The 16,390-nt window shown below is 51.0% G+C and carries 12 protein-coding genes and 1 pseudogene; 5 read left to right on the top strand and 8 right to left on the bottom strand.

The annotated features are described in order from the left end of the window. Nucleotides 1–28: 28 nt before the first annotated feature. A complete protein-coding gene (locus tag ACTJKB_RS06060; RefSeq protein WP_440832470.1) occupies nucleotides 29–892 on the bottom strand; it encodes an AraC family transcriptional regulator in 864 nt (287 codons plus the stop codon). Between the two features lie 72 nt (nucleotides 893–964). Here ACTJKB_RS06060 and ACTJKB_RS06055 point away from each other — a divergent pair, with 72 nt between their 5' ends. The 3 genes from ACTJKB_RS06055 to ACTJKB_RS06045 are packed head-to-tail and all read left to right on the top strand — an operon-like array spanning nucleotide 965 to nucleotide 4,086. Next, nucleotides 965–1,855 carry a pectinesterase family protein gene (locus ACTJKB_RS06055; protein ID WP_440832468.1) on the top strand — a complete coding sequence of 297 codons (891 nt, stop codon included), beginning with the start codon at nucleotides 965–967 and terminating at the stop codon, nucleotides 1,853–1,855. 44 nt (nucleotides 1,856–1,899) lie between these two features. Next, nucleotides 1,900–2,928, top strand: a complete 1,029-nt coding sequence (locus ACTJKB_RS06050; protein WP_440832466.1) for an alpha/beta hydrolase family protein — start codon at nucleotides 1,900–1,902, stop codon at nucleotides 2,926–2,928. Between the two features lie 42 nt (nucleotides 2,929–2,970). Next, complete coding sequence (locus ACTJKB_RS06045; protein WP_440832464.1) at nucleotides 2,971–4,086, top strand: glycoside hydrolase family 88/105 protein; 1,116 nt, start codon at nucleotides 2,971–2,973, stop codon at nucleotides 4,084–4,086. Here the strand turns inward: ACTJKB_RS06045 and ACTJKB_RS06040 are convergent. Further along, the gene (locus ACTJKB_RS06040; RefSeq protein ID WP_440832462.1) at nucleotides 4,081–4,566 is read right to left on the bottom strand and encodes a DinB family protein; all 486 of its coding nucleotides are present in this window, start codon (nucleotides 4,564–4,566) and stop codon (nucleotides 4,081–4,083) included. The genes ACTJKB_RS06045 and ACTJKB_RS06040 overlap by 6 nt on opposite strands. A gap of 156 nt (nucleotides 4,567–4,722) precedes the next feature. Between ACTJKB_RS06040 and ACTJKB_RS06035 the strand changes: the two genes are divergently transcribed. Then, nucleotides 4,723–5,646, top strand: a complete 924-nt coding sequence (locus tag ACTJKB_RS06035; protein WP_440832460.1) for an AraC family transcriptional regulator — start codon at nucleotides 4,723–4,725, stop codon at nucleotides 5,644–5,646. A gap of 251 nt (nucleotides 5,647–5,897) precedes the next feature. On the opposite strand, the gene ACTJKB_RS06030 is transcribed toward ACTJKB_RS06035, so the two are convergent. The 4 genes and pseudogenes from ACTJKB_RS06030 to ACTJKB_RS06015 all read right to left on the bottom strand — a co-directional run bounded on the left by ACTJKB_RS06030 (nucleotide 5,898) and on the right by ACTJKB_RS06015 (nucleotide 10,099). Further along, entirely contained in the window at nucleotides 5,898–7,784 is a 1,887-nt protein-coding gene (locus ACTJKB_RS06030) for an FtsX-like permease family protein (RefSeq protein WP_440832458.1), read from the bottom strand. A gap of 82 nt (nucleotides 7,785–7,866) precedes the next feature. Further along, nucleotides 7,867–8,265: pseudogene (locus tag ACTJKB_RS06025) on the bottom strand (ATP-binding cassette domain-containing protein); the annotation flags it as partial. Nucleotides 8,266–8,405: 140 nt separating this feature from the next. After that, nucleotides 8,406–9,401: a sensor histidine kinase gene (locus ACTJKB_RS06020; protein ID WP_440832456.1), complete on the bottom strand. Its 996-nt coding sequence runs from the start codon at nucleotides 9,399–9,401 to the stop codon at nucleotides 8,406–8,408. Further along, nucleotides 9,398–10,099 (bottom strand): response regulator transcription factor, encoded by a 702-nt coding sequence (locus tag ACTJKB_RS06015; RefSeq protein WP_440832454.1) that lies wholly within the window; start codon nucleotides 10,097–10,099, stop codon nucleotides 9,398–9,400. Before ACTJKB_RS06015 ends, ACTJKB_RS06020 begins: the two co-directional genes overlap by 4 nt. A 294-nt stretch (nucleotides 10,100–10,393) precedes the next feature. On the opposite strand from ACTJKB_RS06015, the gene ACTJKB_RS06010 reads away from it, so the two are divergent. Continuing rightward, nucleotides 10,394–11,896 carry an alpha/beta hydrolase family protein gene (locus ACTJKB_RS06010; RefSeq protein ID WP_440832452.1) on the top strand — a complete coding sequence of 501 codons (1,503 nt, stop codon included), beginning with the start codon at nucleotides 10,394–10,396 and terminating at the stop codon, nucleotides 11,894–11,896. Nucleotides 11,897–12,039: 143 nt separating this feature from the next. On the opposite strand, the gene ACTJKB_RS06005 is transcribed toward ACTJKB_RS06010, so the two are convergent. Together ACTJKB_RS06005 and ACTJKB_RS06000 are read right to left on the bottom strand one after the other, a co-directional pair. Next, complete coding sequence (locus ACTJKB_RS06005; RefSeq protein WP_440832450.1) at nucleotides 12,040–13,434, bottom strand: SpoVR family protein; 1,395 nt, start codon at nucleotides 13,432–13,434, stop codon at nucleotides 12,040–12,042. Nucleotides 13,435–13,861: 427 nt separating this feature from the next. After that, on the bottom strand, nucleotides 13,862–16,006 hold the full coding sequence (locus ACTJKB_RS06000) for an alpha-amylase family glycosyl hydrolase (RefSeq protein ID WP_440832449.1): 2,145 nt from the start codon (nucleotides 16,004–16,006) through the stop codon (nucleotides 13,862–13,864). Nucleotides 16,007–16,390 lie beyond the last annotated feature (384 nt).

Below are 16,390 nucleotides of genomic sequence, written 5' to 3'. Positions count from 1 at the left end.
TGCCTGCGGGCCTGAACCGGAATTCACACTATGCTCTGGATGAAGGGCGCGACCGTGCTTCCTTCCGGTATTGGAGCGGGGTCAAACCGGTTGATTTTTTAAATGTCTTATTGAAGTGGGAGAGATGCTCGAACCCGACGGCGGAGGCGATTTCCTGAATTTTGCCGCCTGACCCGGCGAGCAGCCGCTCGGCTTCCCTGACCCTGATGTGGACGATGTATTCACGGAAATGGAAGCCCGTCAACCGGTGGAATACCCGGCTTAAATAAGAGGGGCTGATGAAAAAATGTCCGGCCGTCTCTTCAAGGGTCAGTGACTCCCGGTAATGATCTCGAATATAGGTTGCGACTTCCGTAACCAGCTGATGCAGCGGATGCTTCGTGCCCCCAGCCTGTGAGGTGGTCTCTGAACGCTGCAGCAGGATCATCAGCTCAGTCAATAAGGTGATTACGCAGGTCTCATAATACGGGCGCTGCAGGCGGCATTCCTCCAGCATCCGGGTCAGCAGGCTCTCCGCCTCGTCCTGTTCGCGCAGTGTCAGCCTGAACAAGCGGTAGCCCCGGCTGTGAAACCACTGAGCTCTATTCCGCAGCGCCGGCGGCAGCAGGCTAGGATCATAATTGATCAGAATCCGCTCGAACTCGGCTATCTCGGAGCTTGCGGTGGCATGAAGCTCGTTGCCGGGAATCAGGATCAGCTCGCCTTTATGTACCGTAACCACCCGGTCATCCACAAAATATACGCGCTCCCCCTCCAGCAGGTAGTAGAGCTCGGTCCATTCGTGGCTGTGGGGACGCGGCATGGCGGTAATGCCCTTACGCTTCATATGCTGGATGCTGTACCGGCCGTCTTCAATATGATATTTGGGATTTGGACTGCTTACGCTGGTCATGAATCTCCTCTTCTCTCCTAACCGTTACGGTTATTATAGAATAAATACAGGTTGATATGAAAGGAGCCGCACATGCTAATTACAGTCTCCAAAAATAGCACTGAAGGATTTGCCAGTCTGCAGGCGGCGCTGGATTCCATTCCGCAGGAGCATACCTCAGAGGTAACGATCCGCATCAAGCCCGGAATTTACGAGGAGAAAATTACGGTAGGGACAGAGGCGCCTCCGATCCTGTTGCTTGGCGAGGACCCGCTGTCGACCATTCTCACCTGGTCAGATAATGCCCATACGCTTGGTGCTGACGGAGAGCCGCTGGGCACATTCCGATCGGGAACGCTGAATGTGTTTGCCGAACATTTCACGGCAGAGAATCTGACGATCCGCAATGCCTCCGGTCCGGGCACCGGGCAGGCGGTGGCGGCCTTCATCGATGCCGGACAGGCGGTCTTCCGCCGCGTACGTCTGCTTGGAGATCAGGACACGCTGTATACCGGACAAGGCAAGCAATATTACGATAACTGCTATATCGAAGGCGATGTGGACTATATTTTTGGTGCCGCTACGGCTTTATTCGACCACTGCCACCTGCACAACAAGCGTTCCAGAGGTTACATTACAGCCGCTTCCACCCCTGAAGGGGCAGATTTCGGCTATGTGTTCCTGGATTGCCGGATTACCGGAGGGGAGGGCGTAAGCGAGGTGTACCTTGGACGCCCTTGGCGTCCCCACGCGCATGTCGCCTTCATCCGCACTAACATGGACGGTTCAGTCATCGGCGAAGGCTGGCATAATTGGGGGCAGCCTGAACGGGAGGCAACCAGCCGCTATGAAGAATTCGGGAGCAGCGGACCCGGCGCCCATCCGGAAGCCAGGGTAGCGTGGTCCCGGCAGCTAAACCCGCAGGAAGCTTCAGAATACAGGGTACTCACCGTATTGGACGGCTGGCATCCGGAGGGGTATTAAGCGTCTGCGTATGGCACGGAATGTATTTAGGAGGCGAACCACGGATGGATGTACTACAGCAATACATGAATAAGTTGACGGGTTCAACACCCCGCAGTGCTGAATTCCGTGCTGACATTCCTTACGGGGAATGGCGTTCTATGCTCGCTGCCGGCTTCACCGGGCGGCTGGGCGGATTCCCGGAGGCTCCGGCTGAGCTTCAGCCGGTATTGCTGGAGCGGGTTGCCTGCCCCGGATATACAAGGGAGCGTATAGAGATCATTACCTATGACGGATTGAGGATGCCTCTATACCTCCTCATCCCGGAACAGGCGGCTACTTCAGCGGCCCCTGCTATCATTGCAGTTCACGGACACGGCTACGGCAGCCGGGAGATTACCGGCCTGAATCCCGACGGGTCAGACCGTGAGGGAGAAGCGGGGCTGCATAAGGATTTTGCTGTCTCTCTAGTGAAGCAAGGGTTCGTGGTCGCTGCCCCGGAAGTGCTGGGATTCGGTGACAGACGGCTGGCAGAAGACCTAACCAGCGGTGAGCCGGGACGGAATTCCTGCTTCCGCCTGTCCTCGGCGCTCTTAATGGCCGGTCAGACCATGGCTGGCTACCGCATCTATGAAACGATGCGGACACTGGATTATTTGCAGACCCGGGATGAAGTTATAGGTGAGCGGATAGGGATCATGGGCATTTCCGGCGGCGGACTGGTGGCCGGCTTCACAGCAGCACTTGACGAGCGGATACGCTGCGCCGTGGTAAGCGGATATGCGAATACTTTTGCAGACAGTATTCTGACGCGGAACCATTGCCTGGATAATTATATCCCCGGGATTCTGCTCGATGCAGAGATGCCTGATCTGCTGGGTCTGATTGCACCGCGCGGACTGTTCCTGGAGTCGGGGGATGCGGACCCTCTGTTCGGCCCGGCAGGGACGAAACAAGCCTTAGCCAGACTGCAGCTTATTTACAGTGCAGCCGGACAGGGCGGGCAGGTTGAGGCGGATTTTTTCGCAGGCGGTCATGAAATTCATGGAGAACCGGCGTTTGCCTGGCTGCGCAGGCAGCTTGCCGGTAATTAAGGCCAAACTTAGCTTGCAAGGCAAGCGACTGGAGGAATTGGGATGTCTATATCAGAAGCAAGCACAACAAGCTGGTCCCGCAAAATTGCGGACACGATTCTCAGCCAGTGCAACGAACAGGGTGAGCACGCCTTTGTGCTGGAACGCTGGGCTTATGTCCCTGGCATGCTGCTGATGGCAGTGGCGCGTGCCGGTGTCCAGCTTGGTGAACATGAATATGTGGGCTATATGCAGAGGCATATGGACAGCTTCATCGGCGAGGACGGATCAATCCGTACGTACCGGCTGGAGGAGTATAATCTTGACCAGATCAACCAGGGCAAAAATCTGTTCCTGCTGTATCAGCAAACCGGAGAGCAGCGTTATGCCGAAGCCGCTCATATGCTGGCTGCCCAGCTAATCGGACACCCCCGCACCTCTGAGGGCGGATTCTGGCATAAGAAGGTATATCCGTTCCAGATGTGGCTGGACGGGCTGTATATGGCATCGCCGTTTCTTGCGGAGTATGGCGCAGTCTTTCAGCGTCCTGAACTGATCGACGAGGCGGCTCATCAGCTTCTGCTGATTGAACGCAGAACCCGCGATCCGCGGACCGGGCTGCTCTATCACGGCTGGGATGAATCGAAGGAGCAGGAATGGGCTAATCCGGTTACAGGCCTGTCCTCCCATTTCTGGAGCCGGGCGATGGGCTGGTATGTGATGGCGGCGGTGGATTGCCTGGAGCATTTCCCGGTTACTCATCCTAAGCGGGGAACGATCATCGGAATATTCCAGCGGATGTGCGGAGCACTTGTGGAGGTACAGGACAAAGAGACCGGACTCTGGTATCAGGTGCTGGATCAGGCGGACCGCAAGGGGAATTACCTGGAAGCCTCCGGCTCATGTATGTTCGTCTATGCAATGGCCAAGGGGCTAAGACTAGGCTATCTCGAACCTTCATTTCATGAAGCCATGCGGAGCGGCTATGAGGGGATTCTGACGCATCTGGCCAGCGAAGATGATCAAGGCGTTCACCTGCATCGAATCTGCCATGGTGCCGGGCTGAGCAAAGACCGCAACGGCTCCTATGACTATTACATTTCTGAAGCCGTATTGTCCGATGTACCGATGGGCGTTGCTCCTTGGCTGCTGGCTTCACTTGAAGTAGAGAAATTATGATATCGCACCCGGCCGTATGTACTGCTCCATTTGCTGCTTATGGTGTTTGTCATGGGGAATAAAGTCTTCCAGATAACCCCGGATGCTGAATTTCTGGCCGTCCCCGTCTATATACTCCTTCACCAATTCTTCATCGTTTAAGGCTGTGGCGGCATCAAGGATTTTAGTCCGGTAGAGCACGAATTGTCCGATAGCCGCCTGCTTCGTCAGTGACTTGGCGTATTCGATAGCGCGGGCGTTGAACTCATCAAAGTTTTGCTGCCGGAGGGTCAGCGGCTGACCTTTCATTATTTTAGCGAAAGCTTCTTCATAAAAGTACTTGTCCCACTGCGTAAGGTGGCAGAGCATTTCTTTTAATGTCCATTTGCCTGCCGCGACCGGAGTTTCCCAATGCATCTCATCAAGGGTACCCAGCGATTGGATGTAGGGGATCAAAGACCGAAATTCAAACATCAGTTGCTCGTTCGTAGCCGTTGCCATAAAAAAGACCTCCAGTTCAAATATATATTCAGCTTCTTCTATATCTTCACTATATCCTATGAACTTGACTACAGTCCGTCAGGTTAGAATAATTGCTGCGTGAAGATCTCAAGTATAGCAAAACAGGAACAGCCCACCTGGCAGGCAGTTGTTATAATGAAATCACCGATCGGGGAAAGGCTGGGTGGCTGCTTGAATTACAGTAAGGATATGGAGAGATGCATTGAATATATTGAACAAAATATAAAAGAAAATTTGACTACCGAGGAAATTGCCGCGGAGACGGGATATTCGCTGTATCATTTCAGCCGGGTGTTCAGCCTGTGTAAGGGGATGTCTGTGATGGAGTATGTGCGCAGCCGCAAGCTGTCTTTAGCAGCGGTGGAGCTGTTCAGCGGCAAGCGGATCATTGATATCGCACTGGAGTACGGCTTTGAGACGCAGAGCGGGTTCACGAAGGCGTTCCGCAAGGCTTTTGGCTACAGTCCCTCGCAATATGCGGCGCGGATGAATGGTTATCTTCAGGACGGTCCTATTTTTGAAATCGGAGGATATCTAATGAATCCAGTGATTGTACAGAAACCGGCTTTTAAGGTCGCAGGCTACGGTATAGCAACAAATGTGGCGGAAGGCAATTATACGAAGGATATGGCTTCCTTCTGGAGCCACTATGAAGGTGAAAATCTGGAGTCTAAAATGTACGAAATCCTCGCTCCGCCCAAACATGGAGAAGTAGGGTTATGTGTTCCGGCATTGGACAACGGCAATGCTACTTATCTGCTTGGTGTGATTGTGGACGATTTCTCCATGGTCACACCGGATATGCTGACAGCTGAAATGCCGGAGGCCCAATATGCCGTATTCACTACACCGCCTGTGGATACTTCAGAGGGGAAGGATCAAGAGGCGTTCGTGCAGGTGATTAAGAGCACATGGAAGTATATTTTTGAGGAATGGTTCCCGGGGGGCGGGTACGATTATGATGACGGTAAGCTTGATTTTGAGTTCTACGATGAGCGCTGTCATTCCCGGGTGGATACGGTGATGGAGATTTATGTTCCGGTGAGGGTGCGACTTTAAAAAAAGAAAAACGGGGCAAAGGCTGGACGGTGAATGGCCGTATCTGCGGGAATGTTTGGACTTCCGGCCGCTGACGCGCTTCCAGTTCCAAACTTCCCTCCGTTACTCTCACCTATCCAACCTTTGTCCATTATTCCTATTTTAACGGTCGCTAGGGGTAGCGACCGCAAAGAAAGGCCCGCTCGCACCTTTGTGTGCTGGCGGGCCTTTTGCAACATGCCGGTCCGGTGGACCTTTAGAAATAGGGGCAATCAGTTAAAGCCCGCTGAGTGTTTCAAATGCTGTAAATAACGGGCACGGATCAGCAGAAAGTACAGGATTTGCGCGGCAAGGAAAACGATGTAGACCGTAATGGCCGATTGAGTCACCGGGGAATCGAATAGATTATGCAGAGCGTAGAGCGCAACTGAGCTGTGGATAAGCGAGACCGTGAGCGGTACGAAAAACAACAGCGCCAGCTGTAGAGTTGTAACCCTCTCAAGCTCTTTGTCGGTCAACCCGATTTTCGTTATGGAACGGTACTTCTGCCTGTCATCATTCAGGTCGGTAAACAGCCGGAAATATAGAAAGCTTCCCGATGCAACAAAAAATACTGAGCTGATGAACAACCCGACGAAAAGCATCAGATTATAGGTCCGCTTCATCTGCTCCTCCAAATAGGCAGAAGATGCGAACCAATACCCGGAAGTTTGTGCATGTCCGAGCTGCCCGGCAATGGCCTCCCCCGTATCCGCCGTTGAATCAACGCTGTCCGTATTGTAACTGGTCAAAAGCTGTTCTTTATTCGGATTGCCCAAGGAGTCAAACATCCGATCCGGAACGATCAACAGCGGTTCATCGATCAGGGGAGGCGTGACCGCCTTTCCGACGGTTTGTTTCATGTTGAATGTGATGGATGTTCCCTTTATGGACCACTCGTGTTCCGGAAACGGCCGGTTTGTCATGGTCCAAATGGTCACAGCTTCATTTCCCTGCAGCGACAGTTCCGGGTAATCCAAGGCTTTGGCTAGCTTGGTATACTCGGACAGGCGGATGAGGTTCAGAGATTGTCCATTTATTGAATCGAAGCTCGCTACATGAACAGACCATTTATCATAACGAATTCCCCGTTCTTTGAGCACTTGTTCAATTATTTTCGTGTGAGAGGCTGCTTGCCCGGCATCGCCGGTAGTTTGAATGTAATTATAGGCGAACGGGTAAGCAGCCGAGACTTGTTTGTGGATGGTTTCCAGAAATCCCATCAAGCCGCCCATAGCGCAAATGGCGACTGTCGAAACGATCGTCACGAGAAAGAACATGCGGGCGTTGTCCTTCATACGGTAAGCCATGTCAGATAAAACGAGCACATTCGTTTTGCGCAAAAAGACAGCGCGGTTGCTTCTTAAAGCATGAATCACAAATACGCTTAATTGGGTGTATAAAAAGTAAGTGCCGATGATGACAATGACCGTGACCGGCAAAAGAGCGAAAACGACCGTGGCACCTTTCACCTGGAACGAGATGATGTATCCGGCAAGCAGAAGGCAGAACGCTGTAATGGAAAGAAAAACGGATGCTTTAGGCTCAGGCTTCGGTTTGGCGCTGCTTTTCAGCAGATCGATCGGCTTGCTGGCCCGTACGAATACGGCTGTGAACGCGGAAATGACGAGAAACAACAGCACGAATGCGGACAAAGTGAGCAGAATGGCTGTGCCAGGCATGTAGTACGGCAGCGGGCTCATGTGCATCACATCGGCTCCGATCATCATGAATAGCTTGGCGAACAGCATGCCGGCGGCAAGACCTGCCACAATGGAAGCGAAACCGATCACCATATTTTCGATAAAGACGATCTGTCGCAGCTGATTGTAGGTCATACCGTGCATGATGAGCACACCGAATTCCCGTTTGCGGGATTTCAGGAAAGCACTGCCGGAATAGAGTACGAAGAAGATGGAGAATACATATACGATATATTCCGCAACAGTCATTGCCTCAACCGCTGAACCGTTGAAACCGGAATTTTTAATGGCAGGGTGAAAAATAAAAACAGCATACATGAAAAAGATCATCACCGAAAACGTGCTGCTCAGAAAAAAAGCGGCATATGTTCGTTTGTTCCGGCTAACATTACGGAAGGCAAATTGTCGCAACGTCATTTATTGACCCTCCGGGCTTGTTACCAGAATGGTCATCATGGACAGGATACGCCGTGAACTCCTCTTAATGAACACGAAGCGGTGAAAGCTCATGTGCATTCCCTCCCATTAGCGAAAGCATATCGATAATCTGTTGGAAGAAGGCCTGGCGGTTATTGCCCCTGTAAAAATTTTCCCCGATGGTCAGCGTATCCAGCAGATTAAAATCCTGAAAGACAAAGCCCAGCTTCCGTCTGCGGAACAGGGCCAGATCGTGTTTGGATAACAAATGGGGGTTTTCCCCATTAATCAACACTTCCCCGGAGGTAGGATTGTCGATTGTGGATACTACGTTCAGCAGCGTTGTTTTGCCACTGCCGGAAGGACCCATAATGCCGACGAACTCGCCTTTCCCGACAACCAAATTCATATCACTCATCGCCTTATACCCCATGCTGCCATCATATACTTTTGCCAGATTGCGCACGATTAACATATCCATATCAAGCATTCTTCCTTTCATGGGGCTGGAATTTCGAATATCCAAGGCTCTCCCGCATAATCATAACCGCTCCACAATCGCTATCCCATCGATTATCCTTAAACCAATCTTACAACGCTGTAATAAAAAACAAAGCATGTTCATGGAGCTTGAACATGCGTGATTCCCATCCATATACGTACTGTGGTTCCTTGTTCCTGCTCGGATTCAATCTCGACTTGATGATCAAGCCGTGAGGCGATTTCCCGAACCAGGTAGAGACCCATGCCGGTGGATTCTCCGAACCGTCTTCCGTTTTCCCCAGTAAAATACGCATCGAACACCCGCTTGATATCCTGTTTCGGGATTCCGGCACCGTTGTCCCGAATCTCAAGAGCGGCTCGTTCTCCGCGTACATCCGAGCTAATCATGACACGGCTGCTTGCGCCTGCCGAATACCGTACCGCATTGGTGATTAATTGGCTGAGTGCGAAGGCAAGCCATTTGTCATCGGACATGACCATCAGCCGGTCATCCACCTGGATTTCCGGGAAGACCTTATTGCGGATAAATAAATTTTTGTGTTCAGCCACCACTTTCCCGACCAGCTGATGAAGATGCACCGGTTCCGCCACGAAATCCTGCTCGAATGCATCCAAGCGTGAAGTATACAGCACCGTGTCAAGCCCCTTCTTCAGCTTGTCTATTTCCTCTCGAATACTGTCAAAGAAGGGGGCGGTTTCATTCTGAACCGCAAGATGCATAACGGAGAGCGGGGTTTTCATCTGGTGCACCCACTGATTGATAAAGGTGATGTGATCATTTAGCTTTTTACGGTATTGTTGGATATCGTTCTGATACAGACGATAGTTCCCCTGGAGCAGATGCCCAAGTGCATCCGCGAGCGGTGCGTTCCCGGCAAATTCGGCCGATTCGTCAATGGACAGAAGCGGACGAGTCAGCCTCCGGTAAAACCGGTAATGGCGGATATAACGGTATATTAGGTAAAACGCGAATAAGGCCGTATTTACGATGCAGATGTACACAAGATCGAAGGTATTCCGGAAACCGGATAAGCGGCACATATATACAGTCAGCAGAAGCTGTCCGGCATACATAAAGATTAACGGAACCTGCTCTCTCCAAAACAGCCTCATGGCTCCTCCCTCCAGAAAGGCCGCAGTTTATATCCGGCTCCCCTTACGGTTTCCAGCGCTTCTTCAACGCCGAGCTCGGATAATTTTTTACGGATACGCGTGATATTGACATTAAGCGTGTTGTCATCAACTACCTGTTGACTGTTCCACAGCTTGTCCAGAAGATAGTCGCGGCTGACCACCTTGGAGCTGTTTTCCATCAGTGTTTCGATCAGCAGGGATTCTTTATGACTGAGATCTACGGTTTTGCCGGATAAGGTCAGCTCAAGCCTTTCGGGATACAACACGAGTCCTGTGCATTCCACGGTCCGTTCCCTCTTGCTCAAAGCGTATGAGCCGTAAGCACGGCGAAGCTGGCTCTTGATCTTGGCCAGGACCACTTCATAATCGAAGGGCTTCGCGATATAATCGTCCGCTCCGTTCTCCAGCGCCATGACCAGCTCCATCTTGCCGTCGCGGGCGGAGATGAACAGAATCGGGCAGGTGGAGACCGTCCGGATTTGCCTGCACCAGTAATAACCGTCGTAACGGGGCAGATTGACATCTAGCAGCACCAGATCTGGACGAATGTCCTGGAACACCTCCATTACCCGGTCGAACTCCTGGACCGCTTCAGCCCGATACCCGTATTTCTCCACATAGGATTGAAGCAGCTGCGCCAACTTAAGATCGTCTTCTACAATCAGGATACTAAACATAGACTTGGCTCCTTTTCTGATTTGAAAAAACACCAGCATGCCGTCTCCGAGGAGCGATGGGAACTTACTGTGTTTCTATGGTTTGAAATACGCTGTATTAGGTTAGCTGTAAACTATTATAACCTCAAGCGGCGCTCTTTCAAGCTGATGAGAAACCGTTATACGGGTCTTCCACTCCCGCAAGCGAATTTCATACTTGTAAGATTAATGTAAGGTAAATCGATAGCTTAGGCCGGTCTGTGAGGATAAGATTGGAACAAACAAAAATAGAAAGTTTTAAAAAGGAGAATCGGGATGAGACTGTTTGAACTGTTACTTTTTTTATCAAACATCGGCTTGTTTGCATGTACAGTCCTATTCAAAAAAGGACGGCGTAAAATTCCGGTATTCGTTGCAAGCGGGATCGCTACACTTTTACTGGTCATTCATTGGACGGTGGAAGGATACAGAGTTCAGCTATTGTTCCCATATTGCCTAACGATCCTTTTTTTAGCCGTTTCAGGTTTTAGCTATTTTAAAAAAAACGGACCCCAAAAAATTCCGCGATTCATGTTGGGTGCAGCTTATACCGTTATAGCGGTAATGCTGGCCGTAACAGCGGTTCTTATGTATGCCTTTCCTGTATTTAAACTACCTGAACCCACAGGAGGATTTAAGGTAGGAACGCAAACCTTTCATTTCATGGATACCCATAGGAAAGAGATTTACGGCGAAGCCAGAGAGGGTCATAGAGAATTAATGGTTCAGGTATGGTATCCGGCTCAAGCTGGCACCGGCAAGCATGCTCCCTTTATTCCTGATCCCCGGATTTTACGTTATATGGCCGCGGACTATGGACTTCCCGGGTTTACTTTTGGGCACCTGAGGTACGTATCCAGTCATACTTATTCGGGGGCTGAAGTCTCTCCGGCACAGAATTCATACCCGCTGATTCTTGCGAATCCCGGCAACGGCTCTTCCAGGTTCCTCCACACGTCGCAAGCTGAATATCTCGCGAGTCACGGATATATCGTGGCTGTGATCGACCACACCTACAATACATTTGCCACCGAGTTTCCAGACGGGCGAATCACGACCAGCACCACCAACGACTTATTCTCACCCGACAATGATTACCGGACAGGAATAGAGATTCGTGACAAGCTGGGAGCAGTCTTAACCGGGGATGTGGCGTTTGCGCTGGACCAATTCGAGCTCATCCAATCGGGGCAGATTCCAAGTCATATCAAAGGGAAGCTTGATCTCGGTCATGTCGGGGTGTTCGGTCATTCCATCGGCGGAGCAACGGCCTATGACGCTGCTTACGATCCGCGGATCGCGGCTGGCATAGACCTTGATGGAGGGCTTTATCGTCTGCGAGACCGGGAGGGTCTGCGTAAGCCGTTTTTGTTCATCAACTCGGAAAGCTATTTCGAAAAATTAAAAATGGTGATGGATAACCGGGTATACACGGATGCAGAGCTGAGCCGTATGGGCTCAACTAGAGAGTGGGAGGATCAAGTAACGGAAGATAAAAAGTTGGAGCTTGAACGGATGCGTGAAACGGTCGGCGTAGGGGGACGAGTCCTATATATCGAAAATACGGAGCATTTAAATTTTACCGACGTACAGTTTATTTCTCCGATATTCAAAATGCTGGGCATTACAGGAAAGATTGAGCCCGAAAGAGCGGACTCCGTGATCAATGCCTATATGCTGGATTTCTTCGATATGTATCTGAAAAAGCAAGGCGGAAGCTTAATGAAAGGACCGGATATCCGCTTTCCGGAGGTGAAGTTCGTAAATTCTCTTTCATAAATTATGGAACAGGCTATCCCAGCCGAGCATAACTCTCCGATTGGTTGAAGCTGTGGAGAGTCGGATGCTTGCTTGTCTAAAAGAAAAGGGCACGAACCAGCGCTTTTCCGCTAGGGAAACGCGCTGATAGTGCCCATTTACTTCTACATGAATTTCCGCTGAACCCTTTTGCCGTCATAGGTAAAAAGGGCCTTTTTGTCTTCGACCACGGTTTGCAGGTGGACGGTACGGCCCCAGAGCGCATAGATGTGCGGCAGGGTGCGCTCCAGGTACTTCAGATCCAGCTCGATGCTCTCATAGCGGTGGGCGATCAGCAGTTCCCCGTTTCGCTCATAATCCGCATCCTCAATGACAAGGTATGGCGAGCCGCCATTGACACGGGCCAGCACCAGCTGGTCACGGACATTCTCCCAGGCCTTGTCGGTGATTTTCCATTCCGGGCCTTTTTTCTCGAAGACGTACAGGTCCAGGTCATTGACCAGTTGCTTCGACAGATAGCTGCGGATAAAAGAGATGTCGGAGTCCAACTCCCGGACCTCGAACATTTTGTCACGGTCCCAGCGGCGCTCGATGTCCTCAAAAATCTTCAGCCCCAGGTAGTAGGGATTGAGGCTCTGCCGGGAGGGCTGCACGACCGAGGAATTCAGCTTCGCGTATTCGATCGTCTCCTCAGGCGTCAGGTCCAGCTCGCGCATGATCCGCTGATGCCAGTAGGAGGCCCAACCTTCGTTCATGATCTTGGTCTCCATCTGCGGCCAGAAATAGAGCATCTCGTCATGCAGCATTGTCATGATGTCGCGCTGCCAGTCCTCCAGCGCCGTCGAATATTGCTGGATGAACCAGACGATATCCTTCTCCGGCTCGGGCGGGAACTTACGTTTTCCGGCGGTTTCCGGTTCCGGGCCGGCAGCCTTGCCGTTCTCCAGATCCCACAGCTCATCATAGGGATTGGCCGGGCCAGGACTTCCGGGGGGCGTATCTTTACGTTCCTTCATCTTGGCTTCAAGCAGGTGGGTTTTGCCCAGCTTGCGGGGCTGGATCAGGCTGGGGTCGATGTGCTCCTGTACCGCCAGGACAGAATCAATGAAACCCTCTACGGCATCCATGCCGTAGGTGACCGAATAATCGGCGATCCGGTCTGCCGTGGCCGACATGCTCTCCACCATGTCGCGGTTCGACATGGAGAAACGCATATTGTTTTTGAAGAAATCGCAGTGGGCCAGCACATGTGCCACGATCAGCTTGTTCTGGACCAGCGAGTTGCCGTCCAGCAGGAACGCGTAGCAGGGGTTGGAGTTAATGACAAGCTCATAGATCTTGCTTAGACCAAAATCATATTGCGATTTCATCTTATGAAACGTCTTTCCGAAGCTCCAGTGCCCGAATCGGGTAGGCATCCCGTAGGCACCGAACGTGTAGATAATGTCAGCCGGGCATATCTCATAACGCATCGGGTAAAAATCCAGCCCAAACCCGGAAGCAATCTCCGTAATCTCGGCAATCGCCCGTTCCAGCGCTTGAATCTCATCTCCGGGCATGAATCCATCTCTCCCTCCAGCTTGGGCTTAAGACTGCAGTATATTCAGGCCAAGCCGCAGATGTGCGGCGACGACCGGAACTGTTCTATTTATGTATATGGGAGGGGAGAGAGGTGTATGACGTTCTGAATCGTCTCTGGGGCAGCAGGGTTTTGCTGAGAATGCCTGAAGGTATAGAGCTGTCGTAAAAAGGATGAGGGAATTCAAAAACCAACTTATTGCACAATTGCAATCACGTTGAGAATGTATCAGGTAAATGAGGAAGCAGCGGCCGATGAAGTTGACGCAGCATTTCATCTTTGAAAAATTGACTACAGGACAGAATACAAGCAAAGCAAAAAAAAGATTAGGCATCTCACACCTAATCTTTTTCTTTGGTTGGATACATAACAAGCTCTGCCAAATTCCTTATACCGGTAGCTCCCGTTTAATTTTGCCAGTCGACCGTCACTGTGCCTACGCCGCTGGTTGGTGTTGTATACGTGTGGTTGCTGCCGCCTTCCCAGTTGACGGTGGTGCCGTTCGACTTGATGAACTTGAACTGCAGCGCCGTCCCTGCCGGTACGCTGACGTCGAAATACCATGTTGGATAGGATGCTTCAACTACGTTGTACATTGGGCCAATTGCACCAGAGGCGTTCCAGGCACCAAGCTCAGCTACATTGCCGACCAGGGATACACTTGTTCCAAGGGCTGTGGTGGCGTTGTTGACTTTAAAGCGCACGGTGACCTGATCGGCCGTCAGTACGCTGAAATTGCTGAAAGCATTGCTCTTTGTACTGGAAGCAGTGGCTACCGATACATTTGTCTTGCCGGCAGTGACACTTGGGATTTTCACTTTAATCTGGGAGTCCTCCCAGCTCACAATGTTTGAACCAGTGACAGCCGTAGTGCCGAAATAGACTGTACCCGCCGTGTTGCCAAAGCCGCGGCCGTCAATCGTCACGGTGTTGCCCGGTTTACCCATTGTCGGTCCGACATTGGCGATGGTCGGCGAGGTTTCTGCCGCCCCATATTGCCAAACCGCCGTTCCTCCGGCCGCAAGCGTGAAATTAGTGACGGAGCCGCTGCTGCCAACGGTAATTGAATTGCCGTTTAACAGGCCGCCCAGCACATCCGAATAGGTGCCCGCAGGCAGCGACGATGACAGGTTCGAAATCGGATAAGGCGTGGACGTGTTGCGGTTGATAGCAACGAGGGCGACGCTTTTGCCGAATTTCCGTTCATAAATGAAGACGTCGTCATTGACCCAGCGCTGTGTTGTCGTTCCGTAAGCAATAGCGGGATTGGACTTGCGCAGCGGGGCCAAGGCTTTAATCAGCTTGTAAGCTGTTGTGTTGGTGTTAAACCCTGTCATCATAGCCCGGTTATTCGGATCACCAACGCCGGTCATGTACTGCTCGGTACCATAGTAGATAGCCGGTACTCCGCGGGATGTCAGGGTGAGCGCCAGTGCTTGTTCGGTTGGCCGCGTGCTGGAACCCGCCACCTGGAAGCGATCCATATCATGATTGTCGATAAAGGTCACCATATTATTAATATAATTATAGCTGGATGCGGTAGAGGCTAACACTGAGTTGAGATCGTTCATAGTTTCCGATTTGTCCTTGAATACTTCCCGAACCTCCTGAGCGTATGCGAAGTCAAGGAGGTTCATACCGCTGTTGTTGGCAAAATTGACATTGTCCGTACTGGTCTCGTCAGTGCCAAGGAACCATTCGCCGAAGGTGAACACCGGATGACTGCCGCTGTAGATGGAGGAGACGTAGCTTTTTTGCCAGCCGAAAGGCATATGTTTCACCGCATCAAATCTGATTCCGTCTACACCGAGGCCAAGCCAGAGGTCTATGGATTCCTTGAAATAGCTGTCAATCGTGCTGTTGTTTTGATTGATGTCCGCCAGATCATAGAGGTTTCTGTAAATGCCGTCTTCAATGGTGGAAAAATCAGTGCCGCCGTTGTGATGGAACAAACCAGCGGAGTCGCTTCCATAAGCTCCGAGCAACGTGCCGTTATTATACAGCTTGCCATTCTCGGCAAAGCTTGCGTTCGTGGACGAAGCCGGGCTGGTATGGTTTGGAGCAAAGTCGATAATGACCTTGATGTTATTCGCATGCGCTGTAGAGATCAGGTTTTGAAAATCGGTAAAGCTCCCGAAGGCAGCGTTGGTTTTTTTGAAATCACGGGGCCAATATCCGTGATAAGCTGTGTTGTTAACGCCGGAATAGTTGATGACAGAGGTGATGTTCTCCACAGGCTGAGAAATCCAAAGTGCCGTAACTCCCATACCGGTCAGGTAGCCGTCATTGATTTTATTGATGATTCCCTGCCAGTCTCCTCCGAAATACAGTTTTAAATTGGAATGATCGCTGCTGAATGCAGAACCTGTCGGATTGTTAGACGAATTGCCGTCTGCGAACCGGTCGGTCACAATTTGATAGACAACGTCCGTACTGTAATCAAGTTTGTTATTAACGCTTGTATCTGGGGAAGCCCATGCGGGCAATGCGGCACCTAGTACCATGCTCATCGAAAGCGATAGGGTTGTCAAAAGCTTTGAGTACGTTTTCATGGTTCGACTCTCCTTTTAAATGGTCTGCCTTTAATCATCGGATCGGTCCTGCTTTGCCTCCAGACAGCGGTGCGCAACCGCTTGGGAGCCGGCAGGGCCAATAAGACACTTACTTTATTTTTCTTCAGCATCTGCCTGTTTCACGGTGAACCGTATGCAATGATGAAAAAAATCGTTTCGCTTAGCAGACGCAAACAGAGGGTTATCTCTGCATCTTACGTTGAATCTAGTGACAAAATAGTTTGCATAAATAAGAGGAAACCGGTTTCCAAACCAAAATACCACTCTATCAGGATCAAGTCAATGACTAAAATGGGATTATTTATAAAAAATACATTTTTTATGTTGGAGAACTGTGAGTACAATCTATTCCAGAAGGAAAAT

The sequence above is a fragment of the Paenibacillus sp. 22594 genome (assembly GCF_052044425.1).
Classification (GTDB): domain Bacteria; phylum Bacillota; class Bacilli; order Paenibacillales; family Paenibacillaceae; genus Paenibacillus_AQ.
The sequence above is the reverse complement of the archived record's forward strand: the minus strand, read 5'-3'. Positions and strand labels throughout refer to the sequence as shown.